Origin of the sequence: uncultured Roseibium sp. (assembly GCF_947496995.1) — a bacterium.
GTDB lineage: Bacteria > Pseudomonadota > Alphaproteobacteria > Rhizobiales > Stappiaceae > Roseibium.
In genome coordinates this window covers 1,623,960-1,644,492 of record NZ_CANMFD010000001.1, presented here as the reverse complement: position 1 = coordinate 1,644,492, position 20,533 = coordinate 1,623,960, and the positions used below count along the sequence as shown (strand labels likewise).

Below are 20,533 nucleotides of genomic sequence, written 5' to 3'. Positions count from 1 at the left end.
CCTTCGTCTCAAGGCCGCCGCGCAATCAGGTCGATTTCCACCAGCGCATCGACAGCCAGACCGGACACGCCCACACATGTGCGTCCGGGCAGTTGGCCCTCGGGGAAAAACCCACGGTAAGTCTCGTTCATCGTCTGATAGTCGCGTTTGAACTCGGTGAGATAAACCCTTACGAACGTTACGTTCTCCAGGCCAAGTTCAACCCCTGCCAGGACCAGCTCGAGATTTTCCATCACCCGCACTGTCTGCGCCGCGATCCCCTCCGGCAATGGCGCGTCCGGGGCGTTGGGATCGGTCGGCATCTGGCCGGTGACGAACACCCAGCCATCGGCTTCGACGGCATGCGAGAACGGTGCGACAGGGCGGGGTGCCCGGTCGACCATGTGATGGATGGGAAGCATGGAGGTCTCCTTCGGCAGGTCAAACATGCCGCTCAGAGTACTCGCTCAGGTGCGGGGGTAAATCCATTGTTCGGGAATATGCGCTGTCACCGCCTGCCCTGCAGTGATAAGGCCCGGTTTTTCGACAAAACCCACCAGCCCGCGCAATCCGGCGGCCCTTTGCGGAAACAGGAGGTCCAGTCCCTCCCGTCCGGGATTGCGGGCCGCAATTGCAGCACCTGCGAACCGGCAGGGCGTGTTCTCGCCATCCACGCGAATGACGGCGCCGCCTTCGAAGGCAAGGCGGGTGCGCGGCGGCACACGGGTGAAACTGGCGATCCCGGAGACCAGGATGTTGCCGCCGATCCACTCTGCCTTGACCTCATCAAGCTCCATGCGCTCCGCGATCAGGCTCAGTTCCTCGGCAGAAAGCAGGGAGACCTGCCTTTCGTTGCACATTTCCGTTCCGCGCGGATACCAGGGCTCCCGGCCGCCCGACTTGCGGGCGAACCCGGAATGCCTGTCGCCCGGGATACCCTCCAGGGTCAGTTCCAGGGCATCGACGGGCTCCGTCTGGAAATCTTCCGGTGACGGTGTCCGGTATATGCTTTCCACCCTGCCGAACGCCTTGAATTTCGGCGCGACCTTGATGTCGTCCGGCCAGAGTGCGAGTTGGTCCGTCATGCAGATCTCCTGTCCATTTGCGGGCGGGACTTTAAGCCGGACTTCCGGCGCGGACCAGCAAATCTCCTTGATGCATTGATCGGTTCCTTTGATAGATCGGCCTACCGGGAGGCGTGAAGGCGGTATCGGCCCATCGCCTGGCCGAGAACTCCTCACCGCAATGCGTTGATCACAGCGCCGTTCCACATGCCGTCCTGGCGCAAACCATCCAGGCATTGCACGACCTTGCGGGCGTAATAGAGCATCGCAACCCAGTCGACCATGATCCCGGTCCCGGCCGAAGCCGTCTCGGGCATGGCGGCCATCCAGTCTTCGACCAGCGCGGGGTCGGTCTGCTTTTCCCGGCCCTCAAGCACGGCCTCGAATTCGGCCCGCAGGCGATTGTCCATCCGGGTGATGATCGGGACGATCGCCGGATCCGGCTGGCGCTCCCCGGCCTCGCCAAGCACGGTCGCCCGCGCTTCGCGATACAGAACGATATAGTCGGCCATGACAACGACCATGACGTCGAGGCCGTTCGACGCATTCGAAAACGACGACCAGGGGGCCTGCTCCGTGCGGTAGGAGCCTGCCGTGGAGACCAGCCTGGAGGCCGCTTCGTTCAGCCGGGCATAGGCGACCCTTTCCTCACCTTCTGACCGGTCCGGGGCCGTGAGGAATTCCACGCAGGAGGCAAGGTAGGATGTGGTGAGGTCATGAATGCTTTGCCCGGTGCGCCCGGGAAACAGCAGCCAGGCAACGGCCAGACCGACCGCCGCCCCGATCATCGTGTCGTAAAGGCGGACCCAGAACTCGACGAGCGGAAAATGCTCCAGGGTCTGCAGGCCGACCATCACCATGAAGCTGATGATCCCCACCGCGGTGGCGTAATTGCGGTCAACAAACACGAGGATGGCCGGGATCGACAGCACCACGAGCGTGAGCCGAATATCCGGGTAACCGGACAACAGCGGGTCGACAGTCAGGGCAATCAGAACTCCTGCGGCCGTTCCGATGGTTCTTTGCACGGTTTTGCGAATGGTCACCCCGAGGCTGTTGGTCAGGATGATGATGATCGTGAGCGTGACCCAGTAGGCATGGCTCAGGTCGAAATGGGCCGCAACAGCGTAGCCGACGGATGCGGCGACCGCTGCCTGCAACGCAAACCGCCAGGAAAGCCTCCGCCAGAACCTTTCAGTCGTTTTGTCCGGAGCCCCGGCAGCATGGGCAGCAACAGGCGCGCATTTCGACGAAAGCAGCGAGAGCCTGCGGAAAGCCTGTGCAATCCTGAAGACCTGAAACCGGTCGTCCCGCGAAAGTGTCCCGGCATTCTGCGTCCAGTCCTCATCGGACGCTGCGGACCCGGTGCCGTATGCGATGCGATCGCGAAGCAGAAGCACTGTCTCGCGAAAACCGGGATTGCACGAAAGCCACGCGCGGCCGTCCGGCGAGAGTTGCGAGACAGCGTCGCGCACGACCTCAAGAGCGAGTTGCAGCATCACGGCGGATTCCGGCGGCAGCCCTTGGATGGCAGTTTTCCGGTCAAGCAATCCTGCGGAGAGCCGGAGTTCCGTTCTGATTGCGGCCAGTTCTGCCGAGGACCCGCCATTGACCGGTGCGGATGTCTCTGCCCCAAGAGTGATCCCTTCGAGCTGCTCGGCAACGGCCTGTCGAAAAACCTTTTCTATCCTTTGGTAGGTCCTTTCGGGCGAGGGCCGCCACAGGAGGATGCGGATACAAATCGCAACTGCGGTTCCCACGACCGCCATGGCGGGGAGCCACATGCCGGGGGCGTGAGACTGGCTGAAAAGGATCACAAGCAGCCAGGACATCGCAACGACACGCCCGCCGCGTTGCCAGAGACCTCCGAGCCCGTCCAGCGCGAAACCGAAGGTAATCGCCACGATCCAAAGCACCTGCAGCACAATGGGCGCCGAACTTCCCGAAAGGTTGACGGCCAAGGCTCCGGTCGCGGATACGGTGGTGATGATCAGGCCAAGCCGGACGATATCCGCCGCTTCCTGTCTGCAGGTCGAGACCGGGGTAAACAGGATGCAGAACGCCGCCGGAAAAGCCGTCACAACAGCGAGCGTGAACGCCGGCACGGATGTCACAAACCGACCGAGCCATACCGCCAGGGCGACTGCGGCAAGGATGGTCAGCATCAGATCCACGCCGCGCACGAGGCGAATGGCGCCGGGATCGTACCGCAACACCCCGGTAACGATCCGGCCGGCTTGCTGCAACATCGCCATGTTCGCTATCGCCCCCTCTTGCATTGCGCCGGAAACCTCCAGGTCCCGTTCAAAGGATGGATTTCAGGCCCTGAAAGCAGAAAAGGCAGCCCTTCGGACCGCCTTTCCCAAATGAGACAACGCCGTCCCCGACTATCGGGTCAGCGGCTTGTACTTGATCCGGCGCGGGTCGGCAGCATGGGCACCGAGGCGGCGGACCTTGTCCTTTTCGTAGTCCTCGAAGTTGCCTTCGAACCATTCCACGTGGCTGTCGCCCTCGAAGGCGAGCATGTGCGTGGCAAGACGGTCGAGGAACATGCGGTCATGCGAGATGACCACGGCGCAGCCGGCGTAGTTTTCCAGCGCGTCTTCGAGGGCGGCCAGGGTCTCGGTGTCGAGATCGTTGGTCGGCTCATCGAGCAGGAGAACGTTGGCGCCCTGCTTCAGGACCTTGGCCAGATGCACCCGGTTGCGCTGCCCGCCGGAAAGATCGCCGACCTTGGCCTGCTGGGCCGGGCCCTTGAAGTTGAAGGACGAGCAATAGGCGCGCGAGTTGATTTCCTTGTCGTCGAGGTAGATCACCTCGGCGCCGCCGGAGATTTCTTCCCAGACATTGTTTGCCGGGTTGAGCGCATCGCGCGACTGGTCGACATAGCCCATATGGACGGTGTCGCCGACGATGACCTCGCCGCTGTCAGGCTTTTCCTGGCCGGTGAGCATCTTGAAGAGCGTGGATTTACCGGCGCCGTTCGGGCCGATGACGCCGACGATGCCGCCGCGCGGCAGCTTGAAGGACAGATTGTCGATCAACAGGCGGTCTTCAAAGCCTTTCGAGACATTCTTGACCTCGATGACGTTGGCGCCGAGACGCTCGCCCACCGGGATCAGGATCTGTTCGATGGACGGCATACGCTCTTCCTGAGCGGACAACAGGTCCTCGAAGGCCCGGATACGGGCTTTCGACTTGGTCTGGCGGCCCTTCGGGCTCATGCCCATCCATTCACGCTCGCGGGAAATCGCACGGGAGCGCGCCATGTCCTCACGGCCCTCCTGCTCCATGCGCTTGGACTTCTTCTCCAGATAGGCGGAGTAGTTGCCCTCGTAAGGAATGCCCGCCCCACGGTCGAGCTCCAGGATCCAGCCGGTGACGTTGTCGAGGAAGTAGCGATCGTGGGTGATGATCAGGACGGAGCCCTTGAATTCCCGCAGATGCCGCTCCAGCCAGTGAACGGTTTCCGCGTCCAGGTGGTTGGTCGGCTCATCCAGCAGCAGCAGGTCCGGCTCCGACAGCAGCAGCTGGCAAAGCGCCACACGGCGGCGCTCGCCGCCTGAAAGGTTGTCGACAGCGGCATCGGCCGGCGGGCAGCGCAGGGCTTCCATCGCCATTTCCACTTGGCTTTCCAGGTTCCACAGATCCTGGGCGTCGATCTCATCCTGAAGCCGGGCGCCTTCGTCCGCGGTTTCGTCGGAGTAGTTCATCATCAGCTCGTTGTAGCGGTCGAGCTTGGCCTGCTTGTGCGCGACACCTTCCATGACGTTTTCCATCACGGTCTTGGTTTCGTCCAGCTTCGGCTCCTGCGGAAGATAGCCGACCTTGGCGCCTTCGGCGGCCCAGGCCTCGCCGGTATATTCCTTGTCGAGACCGGCCATGATCTTCAGAAGCGTCGACTTGCCCGCCCCGTTCGGACCCAGGATACCGATCTTGGCATCCGGGTAGAAACTGAGGTTGACGTTGTCGAGGACCTTCTTGTTGTTATAGGCCTTGGAGAGGCCGTGCATGTGATAGATGAACTGGCGCGCCATGGGGCTCCGCTTCTCCACTTGAAAAAACTATCGGGATTCTCTGGATTGCTGCGGGGTCTTTTAGGGGAAATGACCGTCCGGGGCAATGGGGGAAGACGGATTAGGAAGCCCCGGTTCGAGAAATCGTCATTGCGGACAAGTGCAACCCCGGCTACGTGCAGATCCGAAAGACAGCGCGGCTGGGTGAGTGCGGTCAACGCCTGTTTCAAGGTGCTTGCTTGCAGCGCCAAACCTGCCTGAATCAGGACCTGCGCCCGGTTTTGCCCACGGGTCCGGTGGGACGCAGCAGCGCCGCAGGCTGCAGCGTATTGCCGCAAACTCCTGAAGCAACCGTACCCGGGCAAAGCATTTGGGCCTTTTTTCCCGGAGCGGTTGCCCGTAAGCTTGCTGTAGATTTTCTTCTCAATTCCCCATTTCCACCGGATCCGCCATGACACCCGTTGAAATTCTGATGCCCCGCCCGATGCCGCTGCTTGTTCAGGAGAAGCTGGACGCGGAGTTTGTCGTTCACAAGCTGTTCGAGGCCGATGACCCCGACGCGCTCCTGAGAGAGGTCGGCGCAAAGGTCCGCGGTGTGGCGGCGATGGGCGGCAAGATGGATGCGGCGTTTCTTGCCAAGGTCCCGAACGCGGAAATCATTGCCAGCTTCGGGGTGGGCTACGATCATATCAACACCGGCGACTGTCTTGCCGCCGAGGTGATGGTCACCCACACGCCGGATGTGCTGACCAGCGAAGTCGCCGATACGGCGCTCGGCCTGCTGCTGATGACCGTACGCGAATTGGGCCAGGCGGAAAAATGGCTTCGCGACGGCAAATGGACCGGCGAAGGCCCCTATCCGCTGACCCAGGCAACGCTCCAGGGCCGCAAACTCGGGATCTTCGGGCTCGGACGCATCGGCAAGGCCATCGCCAGACGCGCGGAGGCGTTTGATCTCGAGGTTCATTATTACGGCCGCAACCGGCAGGAAGACGTGGACTACCCCTATCACCCGACCTTGAAGGAAATGGCGGCTGCCTGCGACACGCTGATGGTGGTGGCTCCCGGCGGCGCGTCAACCCAGCATGCCGTCAACGCAGAGGTGCTGGAGGCGCTGGGGCCTGAAGGCATATTGATCAATATCGGCCGTGGCACAGTCGTCGACGAGGAAGCGCTTATCAGCGCACTTGAAAAGGGCACGATCCACGGCGCCGGTCTGGACGTCTTCGAAAACGAACCCAACGTGCCGGAAAAGCTGATGCAGCTTCCCCGGGTCACACTGCTGCCCCACGTCGGCTCCGCCTCCCAGGCGACCCGCAACGCCATGGGCCAACTGGTGGTCGATAACCTGAAAAGCTGGTTCGAGACCGGCAAGGCCGTGACTCCGGTTCCGGAGATGGGCTGACCAGCCCTGCTGTGGAAAACGGTCCGATGACCTGATCCGATCTGCCGTGAGGAAGACGCCCCTGCGGGGCGCTTCAGACCGGTGACAAACCCTCAGGGTGTCATTCCGGACCCGTGAAGTGGAGCCGAGCACCGATCCGGGACCGGTGAGCCGTAGTCTGCCGAATAAATAAAGCAGTTCCGTCAAGGTTTGTGCCTCCCCGATCCCGGCTCGCGCTTCGCTTGGCCGGGATGACAGCCGGGGGGGGCTGCTGCTGCAATCGAGTGAACGGTATCCGGAGGAGGCCTCCCGGTCTTCCAGGGAAGCACGGGCGGTTACGTTCTTGATTTGGCAACGCTCCCTTGCTCCGGGTGTCACCACGGGCACAGCGAAGCGGAGACCCGGGCCCACTCGCGGTGCCGCTTGCTGAAGCAAGACCGATTGTTCATCGGCGGTCGCTACCCGCTTCGAGCCTGCGTGCCGTATTGTTTATCCTGGGACTGTGTGTGAAGCGGCCCTGGAGACACCCAACTGAGCCTCTGCCCCGGCTCAGCGCTGCGCTTGGCCGGGGTGACATCCAAGGGTGGTATTCAGCTTCTCAGTTCACTCAACAGAGTTGACGACCGCAGGAGTTCGTCTTCCCGGACGAAGCGTAGCGGAGATCCGGGACCGGTGAGCCGTAGTCTGCCGAATTGATAAAACAGTTCCGCCAAAGGTTTGTGCCTCCCCGATCCCGGCTCGCGCTTCGCTTGGCCGGGATGACAGCCGGGGGTGGTATTCAGCTAATCAGTTCACTCAACAGGGTTGATGACGACCGAGGGGGACGGATTTTATCAGCCATCTGAGCCCCCCTGCGGGCGGCGCTTCACCCTTGGTTTTTCACCGGACACCAGAACGGTGAGAAGGTGCTGCCCATGTTCGCGCTGACCGTCATCATGAGCAGCATATCGGCGAAGGCGAAGTCCGCCGGGGATCTCGGGCAGGCAGGCCTTGTGGCGAGGCATCCGCCGTCGATGAAGGCGTCATGCTCCTCGACAAATCCCGGCGTCAGGGCCTTCCCGTCGACGCTTTCAAGCGCATGGCGGACCATCTCGCGGTAATAGCCGCAATTTCGCGCCCGCCGTTCGTCCCGCGTTTCCTGTGCGGCAGAGGCGGAGACGACGGCTCCAAGGGCGATTGCGCTAAGGATCATGATCCGGGCCGATTTGTAACAAGACAAGCAACTCTCCTTCGGCGTGACTGCTCACAAGCTCGGGAAGCCTCCGGGCGGGTTACAGAACCCGCCCGGGAACACCTTCAATCGACAAGACTGTCGGCAAGTGCCGCGCCGATTTCGGCAATGGCCCCGTTGCGCGCCACAAAGGATGCGGTTGTTCCGGTGATGTAGACCGCGATCACCACCGGGGCGCGGCCCGTCGGCCAGATGACGCCGATATCGTTGCGCGAGCCATTGCCACCCGCGCCCGTCTTGTCGGCAATCCGCCAATCCTGCGGAAGACCGGCGCGCAGCGTGTCGTCGCCCACCTTGTTGTCTTCCATCCACCGTGTCAGTTGCGCGCGTGCGTCAGCGCTCAGGGCATCCCCCAACAGAAGCGTTTGCAAGGTGGCCGCGGCGGCCGCCGGTGTCGTGGTGTCTCTCTCATCTCCCGGATGGCCGGAATTCAGCTCCGGCTCGCGCCGGTCGAGACGTGTTTCCGTGTCGCCAATCCCCCGCAGGAAGCGGTTCAACCCGTCCGGTCCGCCGATCTGTTCAAACACCAGATTTGCGGCGGCGTTGTCGCTTATCGTGACTGTTGCCTCACAGAGCTCGAGAAGGGTCATGCCGTCAGACCCGATTTTCTTTTCGGTGACCGGCGAATAAGAGACCAGATCCTCTTGGCGTATCTTCACCCGCAACGCCGGGTCCAGATCTCCGGCTTCGCCCTTGTCCAGAAGCGCCGCGCAGAGAAATGCCTTGAAAGTGCTGTTGAGCGGAAAGCGCTCGTCCGCAAGATGGCTCCAGCTCTTTCCGGTTTCCGTGTCGATGACGGCGACACCGACCCGTGCCGGCAGACGGTCAGTAATATCCTCCACGGCCTTCGCCAGCGGCGCAGGATCGAAATCGGCGGCGACGGCGCTGGAGACCCATTCGGGAGCAACCGTGAAAAAGGCAAGCGCAAGGGTCAACGCGCGACGGCGTTTCCGGTTCATCATCTGAAAACCTCTAGTTGTCTGTTCTATCCACCTTGCCGCCCGCGATCATCCAATCCAGTGGTGCGGCTCAGGGTTTTCAAACCATGCCGTTGCCACAGTCATTACGCAAATGACGATTAATACCATCAGACATGAGAAAAAATTGGTCTTCCGGAGGCAGTCATGGACGTATCACAATTGCCGCTGAATGCCCTGCGGGCCTTTGAGGCTTCCGCCCGGCTCGGCAGCTTTACCCGCGCCGGGCTGGAGCTGCGCGTTTCCCAGACGGCGATCAGCCATCAGGTGAAGGCGCTGGAAGATGTGCTGCAGGTCTCGCTGTTCGAACGCCTGCCGCGCGGCGTTGTGCTGACCGACGAGGGTCATGCACTGCTGCCGGTCCTTACCGATGCCTTCCGGCGGATGAGCGCGGCGCTCAGCCGGTTCGAGGACGGCAATTTCCGCGAGGTGCTGACGGTCGGCGTGGTCGGTTCGTTCGCGACTGGCTGGCTGCTGCCGCGCCTGCCGGAGTTTGCCGGGTCCAATCCGCACATTGATCTTCGCCTGAAGACCAACAACAATCGCGCGGACATGCTCGTCGACGGGCTGGACTGTTTCATCCGTTTCGGCGATGGCGCCTGGCATGCGACCAATGCGGAAAAACTGATGGATGCTCCGCTTGCACCGCTCTGCGCGCCGGAGACCGCCGCGCGCCTGACAAGCCCGGCAGACCTGTTGCGCGAGCCATTGCTGAGATCCTACCGGATGGATGAATGGGCCATGTGGTTTCAGACAGCCGGACTGCCGCCGCCCCGGACGCGCGGCTGGATGTTCGACAGTTCGCTCGCAATGGTCGAGGCAGCCGCCCAGGGCTCCGGCGTGGCGCTCGCTCCGGTTTCGATGTTCTCCCGCCACATCGGCTCCGGAGAGATCGTGCAGCCTTTCGAAACGACCACCCGCACCGGCAGCTACTGGCTCACCTGGCTGAAATCGCGGGAGGAAACCGGCGCCATGCAGAAATTCCGCTTATGGCTGACGGCGGCCGCGTCAGGTTCGGCCGTAACCTGACACCGCCGACGGCGACAAAAACGCCCTGTCTGTCAGACCCCGATCAATCTTCTTCGGTGTCAGGCTTGTGCCCGACAACCATCTCCCGTTTTCCGGCAAACCCGCCGGTCTTTTCAATCGTGAAACCGGCTGCCTGGAGATTGCGCCGGACCCAGCCGGCAGCGGTATAGGTCGCCAGCGTGCCGCCAGGCCCGGTCAGGCGAGCGGCCGCCTTCAGCAGGTCCGCATCCCAGAGGCCCGGATTTTTTGCAGGGCTGAATCCGTCGAGATACCAGGCGTCCACAGGTGCGATGCCGCCCTCCTCGGTTCCGCTCTCTGGTCCCTGCAATCGGATCTCCGCGATCAGCTCGCGCGCATCGCCAATTCCGATCAGCAGCCGCGCACCGGCAACATTCAGCCGGTTCCAGCCGGGCTCCGGGTTCCAGACGGCAATGAGGTCCTGCGCAAGCTCTGACAATTCAGGAAAAGCGCCGAGCGCCCGGCGAAGCTGGTCGGCCGTCATCGGGTAAAGCTCGAAGGACAGGAACGTGAGCGCGGGCGCGTCCGGCACATTTCGCAGGGCCACGAGCGTGGTCAGAAAATTGAGCCCGGTGCCGAAACCGAATTCTGCAATCGTGAAGGTGTCGCGGCCATGCAAGCGCCCGGGCAACCCGTTGCCTTTCAGGAAAACGTGACGGGTTTCCTCCAGCCCGCCGGCTCTGGAAAAATAGGTGTCGTCGAAGCCCTGCGCCCTGGGCACGTCGCCGTCGAGCCATTCCAGATCCGGAGCCTTGATGGTCATCGTTCCTGTTTCTGCCTGTTTCGAGAAAGGGCAAACATTCAGACTGTCTTGCAAAAGCCTTTGCCTTGACCGTCCTGCTCTCATAAGAGAGCCAATCTGAACAATCAATCGACAAGGAGCCGCCCGGACATGGCGCAGACCTCCGACGGACCGTTCGACGTCGCCATTGCCGGGGCCGGTATTTTCGGCCTGTCCGTTGCCCATGCGGCGATCAGGGCCGGGCTCAAGGTGGTTGTGCTGGAAGCCGACCGGGTTGGGGCAGGATCAAGCGGCGGGCTGCTCGGTGCGCTGATGCCGCATATGCCGGCGCGCTGGAACCCGAAGAAGGAGTTTCAGTTTCAGGCGCTTTCAGGTCTTGAAGCGCATATCGGGCAACTGGAAGCCGAAACCGGCCTTGCCTGCGGCTACCGCCGCTGCGGCCGTATTCTGCCGCTGACCACCCGGGACAAGCTCGAGCATCATCTGGAACGCGCGGAAGAGAGCAAATTGCGCTGGCATCCCGAAGAGACCGGTTTTTCCTATCAGGTGGAAGCGGCTGGAAGCCGTTCGGACTGGCTGGCGCCGGAGGCGGCCCCTTTCGGCATCGTCTACGAGACCCTGGCGGCCCGCATTTCCCCGCGCGCATACCTTGCCGCCCTCGCCGCCTATGTCCGCCGCAACGGTACCTTGATCGAGGGGGCGGAGGTGACCGGGTTCGACGAAGCGGCCGGCCGGGTGTTGCTGTCAGGTGGTGCCGGGCCGGTCGCGGCCGGAGGCCTTGTCATCAGCGGAGGCTTCCAGGCCTTCGACCTGATCGAGACGCTGACCGGGGAGAGGATCGGGCGCGGCGAAAAAGGCCAGGCGCTGCTTCTGGAAGGCGCGGACCTTGCCGGCAAACCGGCGATCTACTGTGACGGGCTTTATGTGGTGCCCCATGACGACGGTACGGTCGCGATCGGCAGCACATCGGACCGGGAGTTCACGGACAACACCCCCTCGCCCGAGCGCTCCAACGAACTGTTGCGACGTGCGACCACCTTCTGCCCGCAGTTGGCCGGACGCGCAGTCATTTCGCAGTGGGCCGGGATCCGCCCGCGCTGTCACAAGCGCGACCCGCTCATCGGCCGGCTGCCGGGCTTCGACACCCTCTATGCGGCAACGGGCGGGTTCAAGATTTCTTTCGGAATTGCCCATCTGGTCGCTGATTGTCTGGTTGCGGACATAACCGGGCGGGATCCGGCCCACTCTCTTCCGGCAACATTCCGGCCGGACAACCATTTCGGCGTCGCCCGCCTTGAGGCGGACAGATAAGTCCCCGAGAGGGCCTGCAGCTGTCAAAGTGGAGAGAGGTCGTGTCCGGGATCGTCTGATCGCGCGGTGTCAGAGGGCGGCGGCGAGCGCGTAAAGGGCGTAGATGCTCAGCGCGATGGAACCCCAGAAGAGGAGGTTTTTCGCCACCATCAGCGGGACATGCGCCGTCTCGTCCTGTTGCCGCGTCTGCATGGACCGATTGTCCTCATCCAGATCGGGCCGGCAGACTTCACGAGCGGCTGTCACGGCCCTTGCCATTACGAAGTTCCCTTAAATGACAACAACGCGGATATACGGGAAAAGTTCCCGATCCGCCTACTATAGCGTTTAAGAGGCAAGGGTTAACACCTGCTTAAGATCACTATGAATGCAATCTTAACTCCCATCATGCCGAATTTGATAATATGCACAAGTGATTCAGGTATTTTCGGCTGCCGGGGTACGGCAGTTTTCCTGAATTTTCCTATCGAGACAGCAGGAAAGACAGCCCAGCATGAGCCTTGAAAGCGTCCGCAACCATCTTGCCAGCGCAGCACCCGAGCTCGAAGTGATCGTGACGGAGCACAGCAGTGCCACCGTCGACCTGGCCGCACTGGCCCACGGTGTGGCGCCCGGTCAGATCGCCAAGACACTGTCGCTGCAGGTCAAGGAGAGGATCTTTCTGCTGGTTACCGCAGGAGACGCACGGCTGGACAACAAGAAGGCGAAAGCGGCCTTCGGCGGAAAGGTGAAAATGCTCGCACTGGAAGAGGTCGAAGCCCTGACGGGTCACCCTGTCGGTGGCGTCTGCCCCTTCGGCCTTGCCGCGCCTCTGCCCGTCTATTGCGACGGTTCCCTGAAAGCCTACGACATCGTCATACCCGCGGCCGGAGCGACCAACGCAGCTGTAAGGATCGCGCCGGAACGTATGGCGGACATAACCGGCGCCGAATGGGTCGACGTCTGCCAGTCCCCACCCGGGACCACCTGAGCCCCATACAGGGGCTGGATGTTCAGATCCGGTAATAGTCCCTGTACCATTCGACGAACCGTGCAACCCCTTCCTGCACCGGGGTGCGGGGCCGGTATCCGGTCAGTCGCTGCAACAGGTCCGCATTGGCCCAGGTGGCAGGAACGTCACCGGCCTGCATCGGCATCAGATTGCGCTCCGCCTTCCGTCCCGTCGCCGCTTCGATCGCCTCGATGTAATCGGTCAGCTGAACAGAGGTGGAATTGCCGATGTTGACCACCCGCCAGGGCGCCACCGGCGACAGGCTGTCGCCTTCGGGAACGTCCTCGCCCTCGACGGGGCGCACGGGAACCGCGTCCATCAACAGGCGGATGCCCTCGACCAGATCCTCCACATAGGTGAAGTCCCGTTTCATGTCGCCGTAATTGTAGACGTCGATGGGACGGCCCTCGAGGATCGCCTTGGTGAACTTGAACAGCGCCATGTCGGGGCGGCCCCAGGGGCCGTAAACGGTGAAGAAACGGAACATGGTGACCGGCAAGCCGTAGAGATGGGCATAGGAATGCGCCATGTTCTCGGTCGCCTTCTTGGTTGCCGCGTAGAACGACATCTGATGGTCGGCCTTGTCCGTCTCCGTGTAAGGCATTTCGGTATTGGCGCCATAGGCCGATGAGGTCGAGGCCAGAAGCATGTGCTCCGGCGGAAACGCTCGGGCAGCCTCCAGCAGCTCGAACGTGCCGCAGATATTGCTTTCCAGATAGGAACGCGGCGCCTCGATGGAGTAGCGCACGCCTGCCTGGGCGGCCAGATGGATGACGAAGTCGGGTTTTTCGGCGCTGAACAGCGACATGAGCAGATCGGCCGTCTCGACCCGGTCGTTCACCGCCCTGAAATGCTCGTGCTGCAGCAGCATCTGCTGGCGGCGCTCCTTCAGGCGGACGTCGTAATAGTCCGTCATAGCGTCGAGGCCGATCACCCGGAAGCCGTCCTCAAGCAGACGCGTGCAGAGAAAATAGCCGATAAATCCCGCCGACCCGGTCACCAAAACGGTTTTCATTCGCTGCACGAAGCCCCTCAACCGATAAACAGATTATGCAAGCGGTCTTAAAAGGCTTCGTCTGCGTGGGCAACGGCTAAGACGAAATTGTTTCCCGCACCGGCGATCTCCCGATGACGTATCCCGGCCACCGCCACGATCGCCAGCCGCTGCCCTTGCCTCGGGGTCCCCAGGTCATTGCGGTAAACGCAGACTGCCGTGCCGGGGTGTACCCGTGGTCCCGGTTATCTGCTCGATGAGCTGATGACCGGGACCGAGCACGTGCAAGAATTGCGTGCTCCCGGCGTTCGGCGGAACGCAGACAGGATGGTCAAATGCCTTCGCCATCCTCGGCGAAGCCGGCCAGGAAGCCTTTCTCCCGCAGATAGGTGATGATTTCCTCGGCGACTTCTTCCGGATCGCGGCCAACGTTCCTGATGTGGATTTCCGGGTTTTCCGGAGCCTCATACGGGCTGTCGATGCCGGTGAAGTTCTTGATCTCGCCCCGGTCGGCCTTGGCGTAGAGACCCTTGGGGTCGCGTCTGCGGCATTCCTCGATGGGCGTATCGACAAAGACCTCGATGAACTCGCCCTCGCCCATCAGGTCGCGCGCCATCCTTCGCTCCGACCTGAAGGGGGAAATGAAGGACACGAGCGTGATCAGGCCGGCATCGGTGAACAGCTTTGCAACTTCACCCACCCGGCGGATGTTCTCCACCCGGTCGGCATCGGTGAAGCCGAGGTCCTTGTTGAGGCCGTGGCGGACGTTGTCGCCGTCGAGCGTATAGGTCTGGCGGCCGTCGACATGCAGCTTTTTCTCCACCATGGAGGCGATGGTGGACTTGCCGGAGCCGGACAGGCCGGTGAACCAGAGAACGGCAGGCTTCTGGCCGAGCTTCTGGGAGCGCGCCGTCTTGTCGATTTCCAGCGCCTGCCAGTGGATGTTGCTCGCCCGGCGCAGGGCGAACCAGACCATGCCCGCACCGACGGTCGCATTGGATATGCGGTCGATCAGGATGAACGCACCGGTCGTGCGGTTCGCCTCATAGGGGTCGAAGGGCACGGCGGAAGACAGCGAGAAATTGCAGAAGGCGATCTCGTTGAGTTCCAGGGTTTTGCCGGCCATATGTTCGAAGGTATTGACGTTGATCTTGTGCTTGATCTCCGAAACGGTCGCGGTGACGGTTCTGGCTCCGATCTTCAACATATACGGGCGGCCCGGCAGCAGCGGTTCGTCGGACATCCAGATGAGATGGGCCGCGAACTGGTCCGCGACTTCCGGCCGATGCGCCGCAGAGGACAACAGATCTCCGCGGGAGATGTCGATCTCGTCTTCCAGCGTGAGGGTAATGGCTTCCCCTGCCCGCGCTTCAGGCACTTCGCCATCCGGGCCGATAATAGACTTCACCCTGGAGGACTTCGCCGGGCCGGCAACGACCAGTTCCTCGCCGACGGTCACCCGGCCGCTGGCGATGGTGCCGGAATAGCCACGGAAGTCGAGATTCGGCCGGTTGACCCACTGGACCGGGAAGCGGAACGGGGCTTCCAGCGCATGCTCGCCGAACTCCACGGTTTCCAGATGCTCCAGCAGCGTCGGACCGGAATACCAGCTCATTTTGTCGCTTTTCGCGGTGACGTTGTCGCCGTAGCGCGCGGACATAGGGATCGCTTCCAGGGTTTCGAAATCGAAGCCGCTGGCGAAGCTTTCGAAGTCCTTGCGGATCTCCTCGAAACGTTCCTGCGAGAAGCCGACCAGGTCGATCTTGTTGATCGCCAGAACCACATGCCGGATTCCCAGCAGCGAGGCGATGAAGGCGTGCCGCCGGGTCTGCACCATGAGGCCGTTGCGCGCATCGACAAGCAGCACGGCCAGATCGGCCGTGGAAGCGCCGGTCGCCATGTTGCGGGTATACTGCTCGTGGCCGGGCGTATCGGCAACGATGAACTTGCGTTTGTCGGTGGCGAAGAACCGATAGGCGACATCGATCGTGATGCCCTGTTCCCGCTCGGCTTCCAGCCCGTCCACCAGCAGCGCCAGATCGATATCCTCTCCGACCGTGCCGTGCTTCCTGGAGTCGCGTTCCAGCGCCGCGAGCTGGTCCTCGAAGATCAGCTTGGTGTCGTACAGCAGGCGGCCGATCAGGGTCGACTTGCCGTCATCGACGGAACCGCACGTCAGGAACCGGAGCTGATCCTTGGTTTCCTGGGCGAGGATGTATTCGTTGACGGCAGCTTCTGCGGTTTCCTGAATATCTGCGATGGTCATCCTAGAAATATCCTTCCCGCTTTTTCTTTTCCATCGAAGCGCTTTCGTCCTTGTCAATCAGACGGCCCTGGCGTTCGGAGGTCCGGGCGATCAGCATTTCGCGGACAATGGCGGGCAGCGTGTCGGCGTCGGATTCAATCGCGCCCGTCAGCGGATAGCAGCCAAGGGTACGGAAACGGACCATCTTCTCCTCAATTGTTTCACCGGCCTGCAGCTTCATGCGCTCGTCGTCGACCATGATCAGCATGCCGTCGCGCTCCACCACGGGACGGGGCGCGGCGAAATACAGCGGAACCATCGGGATGTCTTCCGTCAGGATGTATTGCCAGATGTCCAGCTCGGTCCAGTTGGACAGCGGAAAGGCGCGGATGCTCTCCCCCTTGGCAACCCGGGCGTTGTAGAGGTTCCACAATTCCGGACGCTGGTTTTTCGGGTCCCAGCCGTGATTGGCGTTGCGGAAGGAGAAAACCCGTTCCTTGGCGCGGGACTTCTCCTCGTCCCGGCGCGCGCCGCCGAAGGCCGCGTCGAAACCATATTTGTCCAGCGCCTGCTTCAGCGCCTCGGTTTTCATGATGCGGGTGTGAACCGAGGAGCCATGGTCGAACGGGCTGATGTTCTTTTCCAGCCCTTCCGGATTGGTATGAACGATCAGGTCTAGGCCGAGACGTTTGGCGGTGTCGTCGCGGAAGCGGATCATCTCGCGGAACTTCCAGGTGGTGTCCACATGCAGCAGCGGGAAAGGCGGTTTTGACGGATAGAACGCCTTCATGGCCAGATGCAGCATGACGCCGCTGTCCTTGCCGATGGAATACAGCATCACCGGGTTGGAGAACTCCGCCGCCACCTCGCGGATGATGTGGATGCTTTCCGCCTCAAGCCGCTTCAGGTTGCTGAGGCGCTCGGGCGTGACGCCGTGAGATTGCATGTTCATGTTCGCTTTTTCCGTTCGTGCCGGCGGTCCGGCTCAACACTCGTCTGTCCGAAAGTGGTTCGCGTGCGGTGTCTCAGGCGGCAGATGCCAGAGCCGGCAGCAGCTCGCGTGAGCTGACGGCAATGAAATGCGCGTTGCGCAGGTCGTCCTTTCGGGCCCCTTGCGGCACGCGATAGGCGAAGTCCTCATGGGTTTCGGCCAGGACGACGGCGCCGCCTGCCGCACGCACCACCGCGTCTCCCGCGGCAATGTCCCACTGCATGGTCGGCGCAAGGCGCGGATAAAGATCCGCCCTGCCGGCCGCGACCCAGCACAATTTCAGCGACGATCCGACCGACAGCTGCTCGGCAACCTTCAAGCGACCGATCAGTTCGGCCGTCTCGTCCGACATGTGCGACCGGCTGGCGAGCACACTCAAGCCTTCCGCCGGCGGTGTTCTGACCTTGATGGGCTTGACGGCGGTTATATCACCGCCTTCAATCCGGCCGGAGAATGCCTGGCCGGCGGCAGCGTCACCTTCGAGGGTGCCGCCCCAGAAAATTTCGCCAAGCGCCGGGGCCGATACGACGCCGTAGACCGGCTTGCCGTGATCGATCAAGGCGATATTGACCGTGAATTCGCCGTTCTTCTTGAGAAATTCCTTGGTGCCGTCGAGCGGATCGACGAGAAAATAGCGATCTCCGACGGCCGGCAGATGTCCTGCCTCGACCGCTTCCTCGGCGACAACAGGCACCCCCGGAAAGCCTTCAGCCAGCCCCGCCAGGATGATTTTCTCCGCCACGGCGTCGGCTTTCGTGACCGGAGAGCCGTCGGCCTTGTTCTCGACGTCGAACGGTTCGGCGTAGATTTTCAGGATTTCCTCGCCGGCCCGGATCGCAAGGCGGTTCAGGAAGGATATCTGATCATTTGTCATTAACGCCTCAACCCGTTCAAATTCCGAAATATTTTCACAATTTCCGCCCGTTTTTCCTGGCCGCAAATAGAAAGAAAGAACTGTATCATTACAAGGAATGGCGTTCCACGAATGCGGCCGAAAAGAAAAAGCTTCCACTCCCGGAGGACCGCCTTAGGGGGTTTTGTTCCCGCACTCAAGGCAACCGCAGGCGCATGAGCTCGGGACAGCCTGAAAATTCACGGATTGGCAAGGCATTTGCTGATAAGATAGCTGACAGACGGTAAAAACCTTCGTGCGTAACCAAGAGATGTGAGATGACCATGTCGGACGCCAAGCCAGAACCGCAGCCCAACCATGCGGACGCAGACGACAGCGATTTGCTGCCGCGCGAGCGGCGGGCGCGCGTCTTCAAGAAGGGACGAATGATTTTCCAGAGCGGCCTGCGTTCCATACCGTGCACGGTGCGCAACCTGTCCGATGGCGGTGCGATGCTGGAATTCGAACAGGCGTTTCTACTGCCGAAGGAATTCGACCTGCAGATCGACCTGGAGGATTACGAAGTCACCTGCGAGCGCCGCTGGGAAGACGGCCTGCGTTGCGGCGTGCAGTTCGTCAGCGAAAAACGCCACACTTCCAAGCAACGCGCCCAAGTGCTGAAAACCTCCGAGGACGCCTTGAAGACCGAGGTCGACGAGCGCACGGAAAGCCTCGACAGTTTCTTTGCCCGCAAGATTGCCGCCGAGAAACCGCAACAGACTGGACAACCGGTGCAACGCGCCCGCCCGGCCAGCACCGGCAAACCGACTTTCGGGAAACGGCGGTAGTCACCGGCCGGCGCTTTTCCTGTTCCGCTATTGCGGCTCCAGAGGCTCTTCCGGCTTTGGTACCGACGGCGGTTCAGCCGGCCTTTGAACGACCTTTTCCACCAGAAGTCTCAGATCGGCCGGCATCGTGAAGCCGGCGATCACTTCATGATAGCGGATCCCGGCCCGCCGAAGCGCCTCTTTCTTGACTGCATCGCGTGCGGCTGCGGTGCCCTGATGATGGCCCGTTCCCTGATACTCGATCACATGACGCGGCAGGCAGTTCTCGTCGACCAGCAGCAGGTCCACCCGCTTTGAATTGATACAGCTGTAGGCGTCCTGACTTTCGCTCTTCAGGATTTCGCCAAGCGAGACCTGCGCCATCACCTGCCAATCGGGATTGCGGCTTACAACGACACGGTCCAGTTCCCTGAAGACGCGCGCTTCGCTCTTGTTGAGAAGCGGCTGAGCCTGGAATTTCGCTTCCATGACGATGCGCAACTGCTCCGCCGCGTCGCGCAGGTCCACCGTCTTGCCGGGACGCACCGAAGGGACCACGCGGAGATTTCGTTTCGGAGGTGCCGGCCACTGGCGTGTCTGCTTTTTCCGCTTCCAGAAAATGCGTTCCCTTTTTCGCAGGAAAGTCTCGATGGCCATGCCGGCCAGTACGCCCACGACAAAAACGAAGACGAGCAGCGGGTCTATTTTTTCAAGGATCTCGGCAATCTCGGCGGAAATGCCTGAAAGAGAGTTTGTCTCGATGACCTTTGCCATGTTCGTCTCAACACTGAATTCCCTAGAGCGTATTTCATGACATCACAACTTTAAGGAACCATAAAAGACTAAATCACCAATATTGAGACTCAATGCGTTTCTAAAGGAGGGGCACAATCTCCTGGACGCTTAATCGCGCCGCGATCTAGCGAACGCAAAAACCATTTGCACCATGGAAGGGGCGTGCCCCCGACCGACTCCTCTGCCCTACTCCGCGCCGAACGCCTTTCGGATGGCCTGTCTCATGGCTTCTATCGGTGGCGTGACCGTACCGGGGCGCAGGCCCAGAACAAGGTTGGAGACCGGCATCGGGCCGCCGCTCAAATCCACCTGCCGCAGGTTTTCGCTCAGGCTCGTCTCGCCAAGCAATCCGGCGGCGATCCCGGCTTCGATTGCGGCGGCGACGCCGGCAACGCTCTGGCTGGAATAGACGATCCGGAAGGGACGGCCCGCAGCGCGCAGGGCGTCCAGGGCCGCGTCGCGCCACCAGCAGTCGCGGTCGAACAGTGCAATCGGAAGCGGGTCGCGGGCCAGAAGATCGTGATGGCGCGAGACCATCCAGCAGGTCCGCTCCCGGCGCAGAACCTCGGCCCCCGGGGGCGGATGCGCCGCTTCATATATGGCCAGGTCCAGCGCTCCGGAAGTCAGCGCATCGGGGAACCCCGCGCTCATTGCACATGTAACTTCCAGATCGACACGCGGGTGGGATTGCGCGAATGCGCCGACAATTCCCGAAAGCGTTTCCTTGCTCTGGTCGTCGGGAATGCCGAGACGCAATCTGCCATCAAGATCGTCCGAGGTCAGCTCGCGCAGGGCAGCGTCCAGCTTGCCGGTCACCTCCCGCGCCACCGGAAGCAGGCGCTCGCCCGCGTCTGTCAGAATGACGCCGCGCCCGTGCCGTTCGAAGACCGGCTGACCGAGCGTTGCCTCCAGTTTGCCGATCTGCAGACTGGCGGCCGATTGCGACCTGAAGATCCGCGCGGCCCCTTGCGTGACACTGCCGGCCTCGGCCACAGCGAGAAAGGTGCGCAGTATATCGCTGTCAAGCTGTGCCATTGGCAATCCTCATGTCTGGATTATGAATTACCCGTTTCACATATGGCAAGCAACCTCCGACACTCAGGGAAC

19 protein-coding genes are annotated in these 20,533 nt (G+C 61.7%); 5 read left to right on the top strand and 14 right to left on the bottom strand.

Annotation, left to right across the window (positions count from 1 at the left end; translation table 11 throughout):
* Positions 1 to 8: 8 nt before the first annotated feature.
* From Q1B40_RS07330 to ettA, 4 genes are all read right to left on the bottom strand, one after another.
* Positions 9 to 401 (bottom strand): RidA family protein, encoded by a 393-nt coding sequence (locus Q1B40_RS07330; RefSeq protein ID WP_299811922.1) that lies wholly within the window; start codon positions 399 to 401, stop codon positions 9 to 11.
* Between the two features lie 45 nt (positions 402 to 446).
* Positions 447 to 1,064, bottom strand: coding sequence for an MOSC domain-containing protein (locus Q1B40_RS07325; RefSeq protein WP_299811920.1), 618 nt, complete (start codon positions 1,062 to 1,064; stop codon positions 447 to 449).
* Positions 1,065 to 1,216: 152 nt separating this feature from the next.
* Positions 1,217 to 3,298 (bottom strand): FUSC family protein, encoded by a 2,082-nt coding sequence (locus tag Q1B40_RS07320; RefSeq protein ID WP_299811918.1) that lies wholly within the window; start codon positions 3,296 to 3,298, stop codon positions 1,217 to 1,219.
* A gap of 132 nt (positions 3,299 to 3,430) precedes the next feature.
* Positions 3,431 to 5,080, bottom strand: a complete 1,650-nt coding sequence (gene ettA / locus Q1B40_RS07315; protein ID WP_299811916.1) for an energy-dependent translational throttle protein EttA — start codon at positions 5,078 to 5,080, stop codon at positions 3,431 to 3,433.
* 430 nt (positions 5,081 to 5,510) lie between these two features.
* On the opposite strand from ettA, the gene Q1B40_RS07310 reads away from it, so the two are divergent.
* Entirely contained in the window at positions 5,511 to 6,464 is a 954-nt protein-coding gene (locus Q1B40_RS07310) for a 2-hydroxyacid dehydrogenase (RefSeq protein ID WP_299811914.1), read from the top strand.
* A gap of 844 nt (positions 6,465 to 7,308) precedes the next feature.
* Here the strand turns inward: Q1B40_RS07310 and Q1B40_RS07305 are convergent.
* Both Q1B40_RS07305 and bla read right to left on the bottom strand, forming a co-directional pair.
* On the bottom strand, positions 7,309 to 7,662 hold the full coding sequence (locus Q1B40_RS07305) for a hypothetical protein (RefSeq protein WP_299811912.1): 354 nt from the start codon (positions 7,660 to 7,662) through the stop codon (positions 7,309 to 7,311).
* Positions 7,663 to 7,739: 77 nt separating this feature from the next.
* Entirely contained in the window at positions 7,740 to 8,636 is an 897-nt protein-coding gene (gene bla / locus Q1B40_RS07300) for a class A beta-lactamase (RefSeq protein WP_299811910.1), read from the bottom strand.
* A gap of 162 nt (positions 8,637 to 8,798) precedes the next feature.
* Here bla and Q1B40_RS07295 point away from each other — a divergent pair, with 162 nt between their 5' ends.
* On the top strand, positions 8,799 to 9,680 hold the full coding sequence (locus Q1B40_RS07295) for a LysR family transcriptional regulator (protein ID WP_299811908.1): 882 nt from the start codon (positions 8,799 to 8,801) through the stop codon (positions 9,678 to 9,680).
* A gap of 43 nt (positions 9,681 to 9,723) precedes the next feature.
* Here Q1B40_RS07295 and mnmD read toward each other — a convergent pair whose 3' ends face one another.
* Positions 9,724 to 10,461, bottom strand: coding sequence for a tRNA (5-methylaminomethyl-2-thiouridine)(34)-methyltransferase MnmD (gene mnmD / locus Q1B40_RS07290; RefSeq protein WP_299811905.1), 738 nt, complete (start codon positions 10,459 to 10,461; stop codon positions 9,724 to 9,726).
* 129 nt (positions 10,462 to 10,590) lie between these two features.
* Between mnmD and Q1B40_RS07285 the strand changes: the two genes are divergently transcribed.
* The gene (locus Q1B40_RS07285) at positions 10,591 to 11,751 is read left to right on the top strand and encodes an FAD-binding oxidoreductase (RefSeq protein ID WP_299811903.1); all 1,161 of its coding nucleotides are present in this window, start codon (positions 10,591 to 10,593) and stop codon (positions 11,749 to 11,751) included.
* Between the two features lie 69 nt (positions 11,752 to 11,820).
* On the opposite strand, the gene Q1B40_RS07280 is transcribed toward Q1B40_RS07285, so the two are convergent.
* On the bottom strand, positions 11,821 to 12,009 hold the full coding sequence (locus tag Q1B40_RS07280) for a hypothetical protein (RefSeq protein ID WP_299811901.1): 189 nt from the start codon (positions 12,007 to 12,009) through the stop codon (positions 11,821 to 11,823).
* 235 nt (positions 12,010 to 12,244) lie between these two features.
* Here Q1B40_RS07280 and Q1B40_RS07275 point away from each other — a divergent pair, with 235 nt between their 5' ends.
* Positions 12,245 to 12,721 (top strand): YbaK/EbsC family protein, encoded by a 477-nt coding sequence (locus tag Q1B40_RS07275; RefSeq protein ID WP_299811899.1) that lies wholly within the window; start codon positions 12,245 to 12,247, stop codon positions 12,719 to 12,721.
* A 22-nt stretch (positions 12,722 to 12,743) separates the two neighbouring features.
* On the opposite strand, the gene Q1B40_RS07270 is transcribed toward Q1B40_RS07275, so the two are convergent.
* The 4 genes from Q1B40_RS07270 to cysQ all read right to left on the bottom strand — a co-directional run bounded on the left by Q1B40_RS07270 (position 12,744) and on the right by cysQ (position 17,846).
* Positions 12,744 to 13,757, bottom strand: coding sequence for an NAD-dependent epimerase/dehydratase family protein (locus tag Q1B40_RS07270; RefSeq protein WP_299811897.1), 1,014 nt, complete (start codon positions 13,755 to 13,757; stop codon positions 12,744 to 12,746).
* 310 nt (positions 13,758 to 14,067) lie between these two features.
* Complete coding sequence (gene cysN, locus Q1B40_RS07265) at positions 14,068 to 16,002, bottom strand: sulfate adenylyltransferase subunit CysN (RefSeq protein ID WP_299811895.1); 1,935 nt, start codon at positions 16,000 to 16,002, stop codon at positions 14,068 to 14,070.
* A gap of 1 nt (position 16,003) precedes the next feature.
* Positions 16,004 to 16,933: a sulfate adenylyltransferase subunit CysD gene (gene cysD, locus Q1B40_RS07260; protein WP_299811893.1), complete on the bottom strand. Its 930-nt coding sequence runs from the start codon at positions 16,931 to 16,933 to the stop codon at positions 16,004 to 16,006.
* A 73-nt stretch (positions 16,934 to 17,006) separates the two neighbouring features.
* A complete protein-coding gene (cysQ, locus tag Q1B40_RS07255; RefSeq protein ID WP_299811891.1) occupies positions 17,007 to 17,846 on the bottom strand; it encodes a 3'(2'),5'-bisphosphate nucleotidase CysQ in 840 nt (279 codons plus the stop codon).
* Between the two features lie 296 nt (positions 17,847 to 18,142).
* Between cysQ and Q1B40_RS07250 the strand changes: the two genes are divergently transcribed.
* Entirely contained in the window at positions 18,143 to 18,652 is a 510-nt protein-coding gene (locus Q1B40_RS07250; RefSeq protein WP_299811889.1) for a PilZ domain-containing protein, read from the top strand.
* 27 nt (positions 18,653 to 18,679) lie between these two features.
* Here Q1B40_RS07250 and Q1B40_RS07245 read toward each other — a convergent pair whose 3' ends face one another.
* Both Q1B40_RS07245 and Q1B40_RS07240 read right to left on the bottom strand, forming a co-directional pair.
* On the bottom strand, positions 18,680 to 19,405 hold the full coding sequence (locus tag Q1B40_RS07245) for a DUF2726 domain-containing protein (RefSeq protein WP_299811887.1): 726 nt from the start codon (positions 19,403 to 19,405) through the stop codon (positions 18,680 to 18,682).
* A 207-nt stretch (positions 19,406 to 19,612) separates the two neighbouring features.
* Positions 19,613 to 20,461, bottom strand: coding sequence for a LysR family transcriptional regulator (locus Q1B40_RS07240; RefSeq protein WP_299811885.1), 849 nt, complete (start codon positions 20,459 to 20,461; stop codon positions 19,613 to 19,615).
* Between the last annotated feature and the right edge of the window lie 72 nt (positions 20,462 to 20,533).